We start from the raw sequence: 4867 nt of genomic DNA, 5'->3' as shown, positions 1-4867 counted from the left end.
CTGTGTTCGGCATGGGTACAGGTGTATCTCCTAGGCTATCGTCACTTAACTCTGAGTAATACCTACTCAAAATTGAATATCTATCAAATACCAAGAAAACCTCACACTTCGTATTCTCAGTTACTTTGGATAAGTCCTCGAGCTATTAGTATTAGTCCGCTACATGTGTCGCCACACTTCCACTTCTAACCTATCTACCTGATCATCTCTCAGGGCTCTTACTGATATAAAATCATGGGAAATCTCATCTTGAGGTGGGTTTCACACTTAGATGCTTTCAGCGTTTATCCCTTCCCTACATAGCTACCCAGCGATGCCTTTGGCAAGACAACTGGTACACCAGCGGTAAGTCCACTCTGGTCCTCTCGTACTAGGAGCAGATCCTCTCAAATTTCCTACGCCCGCGACGGATAGGGACCGAACTGTCTCACGACGTTCTGAACCCAGCTCGCGTGCCGCTTTAATGGGCGAACAGCCCAACCCTTGGGACCGACTACAGCCCCAGGATGCGACGAGCCGACATCGAGGTGCCAAACCTCCCCGTCGATGTGAACTCTTGGGGGAGATAAGCCTGTTATCCCCAGGGTAGCTTTTATCCGTTGAGCGATGGCCCTTCCATACGGAACCACCGGATCACTAAGCCCGACTTTCGTCCCTGCTCGAGTTGTAGCTCTCGCAGTCAAGCTCCCTTATACCTTTACACTCTGCGAATGATTTCCAACCATTCTGAGGGAACCTTTGGGCGCCTCCGTTACCTTTTAGGAGGCGACCGCCCCAGTCAAACTGCCCGTCAGACACTGTCTCCGATAGGGATAACCTATCCGGGTTAGAGTGGCCATAACACAAGGGTAGTATCCCAACAACGTCTCCTTCGAAACTGGCGTCCCGATCTCTTAGACTCCTACCTATCCTGTACATGTGGTACAGACACTCAATATCAAACTGCAGTAAAGCTCCATGGGGTCTTTCCGTCCTGTCGCGGGTAACCTGCATCTTCACAGGTACTAAAATTTCACCGAGTCTCTCGTTGAGACAGTGCCCAAATCATTACGCCTTTCGTGCGGGTCGGAACTTACCCGACAAGGAATTTCGCTACCTTAGGACCGTTATAGTTACGGCCGCCGTTTACTGGGGCTTCAATTCATACCTTCGCTTACGCTAAGCACTCCTCTTAACCTTCCAGCACCGGGCAGGCGTCACCCCCTATACATCATCTTACGATTTAGCAGAGAGCTGTGTTTTTGATAAACAGTTGCTTGGGCCTATTCACTGCGGCTGACGTAAAGTCAGCACCCCTTCTCCCGAAGTTACGGGGTCATTTTGCCGAGTTCCTTAACGAGAGTTCTCTCGCTCACCTGAGGCTACTCGCCTCGACTACCTGTGTCGGTTTGCGGTACGGGTAGAGTATGTTTAAACGCTAGAAGCTTTTCTTGGCAGTGTGACGTCACTAACTTCGCTACTAAACTTCGCTCCCCATCACAGCTCAATGTTATAGAACTAAGCATTTGACTCAATTCACACCTCACTGCTTAGACAGACTCTTCCATTCGTCTGCTTTAGTTAGCCTACTGCGTCCCTCCATCACTACATACTCTAGTACAGGAATATCAACCTGTTGTCCATCGGATACACCTTTCGGTCTCTCCTTAGGTCCCGACTAACCCAGGGCGGACGAGCCTTCCCCTGGAAACCTTAGTCTTACGGTGGACAGGATTCTCACCTGTCTTTCGCTACTCATACCGGCATTCTCACTTCTATGCGTTCCAGCACTCCTCACGGTATACCTTCTTCACACATAGAACGCTCTCCTACCATACCTATAAAGGTATCCACAGCTTCGGTAAATTGTTTTAGCCCCGGTACATTTTCGGCGCAGGGTCACTCGACTAGTGAGCTATTACGCACTCTTTGAATGAATAGCTGCTTCTAAGCTAACATCCTAGTTGTCTGTGCAACCCCACATCCTTTTCCACTTAACAATTATTTTGGGACCTTAGCTGGTGGTCTGGGCTGTTTCCCTTTCGACTACGGATCTTAGCACTCGCAGTCTGACTGCCGACCATAATTCATTGGCATTCGGAGTTTATCTGAGATTGGTAATCCGGGATGGACCCCTCACCCAAACAGTGCTCTACCTCCAAGAATCTTTATGTCGACGCTAGCCCTAAAGCTATTTCGGAGAGAACCAGCTATCTCCAAGTTCGTTTGGAATTTCTCCGCTACCCACAAGTCATCCAAGCACTTTTCAACGTGCCCTGGTTCGGTCCTCCAGTGCGTCTTACCGCACCTTCAACCTGCTCATGGGTAGGTCACATGGTTTCGGGTCTACGACATGATACTAAGGCGCCCTATTCAGACTCGGTTTCCCTGCGGCTCCGTCTCTTCAACTTAACCTCGCATCATATCGTAACTCGCCGGTTCATTCTACAAAAGGCACGCTCTCACCCATTAACGGGCTCGAACTTGTTGTAGGCACACGGTTTCAGGTTCTATTTCACTCCCCTCCCGGGGTGCTTTTCACCTTTCCCTCACGGTACTGGTTCACTATCGGTCACTAGGGAGTATTTAGGGTTGGGAGATGGTCCTCCCAGATTCCGACGGGATTTCACGTGTCCCGCCGTACTCAGGATACTGCTAGGTACAAAGACTATTTTAAATACGAGGCTGTTACTCTCTTTGGCTGATCTTCCCAAATCATTCTTCTATAATCTTTGAGTCCACATTGCAGTCCTACAACCCCGAAGAGTAAACTCTTCGGTTTGCCCTCCTGCCGTTTCGCTCGCCGCTACTAAGGCAATCGCTTTTGCTTTCTCTTCCTGCAGCTACTTAGATGTTTCAGTTCACTGCGTCTTCCTCCTCACATCCTTAACAGATGCGGGTAACAGGTAGTACCTGTTGGGTTCCCCCATTCGGAAATCCCTGGATCATCGCTTACTTACAGCTACCCAAGGCATATCGTCGTTTGTCACGTCCTTCTTCGGCTCCTAGTGCCAAGGCATCCACCGTGCGCCCTTATTAACTTAACCTTATTTTTTGACCTTTCAGTCATAAACTCTTTTAATACTACAGCGTTTCGGTTTATTTTCTTGTTACTATTTGATATAGATATTCAATTTTCAATGTGCATTACTTGGTGATCTCTCACCAATGGAGCCTAGCGGGATCGAACCGCTGACCTCCTGCGTGCAAAGCAGGCGCTCTCCCAGCTGAGCTAAGGCCCCACAAGACCTCTCAAGACTAAACAAGACCAATGTGCAGTTCCTTATCCTTAGAAAGGAGGTGATCCAGCCGCACCTTCCGATACGGCTACCTTGTTACGACTTCACCCCAATCATCTATCCCACCTTAGGCGGCTGGCTCCTAAAAGGTTACCTCACCGACTTCGGGTGTTACAAACTCTCGTGGTGTGACGGGCGGTGTGTACAAGGCCCGGGAACGTATTCACCGCGGCGTGCTGATCCGCGATTACTAGCGATTCCGACTTCATGTAGGCGAGTTGCAGCCTACAATCCGAACTGAGACTGGCTTTAAGAGATTAGCTTGCCGTCACCGGCTTGCGACTCGTTGTACCAGCCATTGTAGCACGTGTGTAGCCCAGGTCATAAGGGGCATGATGATTTGACGTCATCCCCACCTTCCTCCGGTTTATTACCGGCAGTCTCGCTAGAGTGCCCAACTGAATGATGGCAACTAACAATAGGGGTTGCGCTCGTTGCGGGACTTAACCCAACATCTCACGACACGAGCTGACGACAACCATGCACCACCTGTCACCTCTGTCCCGAAGGAAAACTCTATCTCTAGAGCGGTCAGAGGGATGTCAAGACCTGGTAAGGTTCTTCGCGTTGCTTCGAATTAAACCACATGCTCCACCGCTTGTGCGGGCCCCCGTCAATTCCTTTGAGTTTCAACCTTGCGGTCGTACTCCCCAGGCGGAGTGCTTAATGCGTTAGCTGCGGCACTAAACCCCGGAAAGGGTCTAACACCTAGCACTCATCGTTTACGGCGTGGACTACCAGGGTATCTAATCCTGTTTGCTCCCCACGCTTTCGAGCCTCAGCGTCAGTTACAAGCCAGAGAGCCGCTTTCGCCACCGGTGTTCCTCCATATATCTACGCATTTCACCGCTACACATGGAATTCCACTCTCCCCTCTTGCACTCAAGTTAAACAGTTTCCAAAGCGTACTATGGTTAAGCCACAGCCTTTAACTTCAGACTTATCTAACCGCCTGCGCTCGCTTTACGCCCAATAAATCCGGACAACGCTCGGGACCTACGTATTACCGCGGCTGCTGGCACGTAGTTAGCCGTCCCTTTCTGGTAAGATACCGTCACAGTGTGAACTTTCCACTCTCACACTCGTTCTTCTCTTACAACAGAGCTTTACGATCCGAAAACCTTCTTCACTCACGCGGCGTTGCTCGGTCAGACTTCCGTCCATTGCCGAAGATTCCCTACTGCTGCCTCCCGTAGGAGTCTGGGCCGTGTCTCAGTCCCAGTGTGGCCGATCACCCTCTCAGGTCGGCTATGTATCGTCGCCTTGGTGAGCCGTTACCTCACCAACTAGCTAATACAACGCAGGTCCATCTGGTAGTGATGCAATTGCACCTTTTAAGCAAATGTCATGCAACATCTACTCTTATGCGGTATTAGCTATCGTTTCCAATAGTTATCCCCCGCTACCAGGCAGGTTACCTACGCGTTACTCACCCGTTCGCAACTCATCCAGAGAAGCAAGCTCCTCCTTCAGCGTTCTACTTGCATGTATTAGGCACGCCGCCAGCGTTCGTCCTGAGCCAGGATCAAACTCTCATTAAAAGTTTGAGTTCTCACTCATTTCTGTCACTGACAGATTTATTGTTTTTT

General features: G+C 50.0%; 1 tRNA gene and 2 rRNA genes. All 3 read right to left on the bottom strand.

Annotated elements, in window-relative coordinates:
* Positions 1-125: 125 nt before the first annotated feature.
* Positions 126-3026: ribosomal RNA gene (locus B7717_RS00050) — 23S ribosomal RNA — on the bottom strand.
* A gap of 122 nt (positions 3027-3148) precedes the next feature.
* Positions 3149-3221 (bottom strand) — tRNA-Ala (locus tag B7717_RS00045).
* A gap of 51 nt (positions 3222-3272) precedes the next feature.
* Positions 3273-4819 (bottom strand): 16S ribosomal RNA (locus B7717_RS00040).
* Together the 16S and 23S rRNA genes with 1 tRNA gene alongside form the textbook arrangement of a ribosomal RNA operon.
* Positions 4820-4867: the final 48 nt, after the last annotated feature.

This window comes from Streptococcus oralis subsp. oralis (assembly GCF_002096495.1).
Lineage (GTDB): Bacteria > Bacillota > Bacilli > Lactobacillales > Streptococcaceae > Streptococcus > Streptococcus oralis_CU.
The sequence above is the reverse complement of the archived record's forward strand: the minus strand, read 5'-3'. Positions and strand labels throughout refer to the sequence as shown.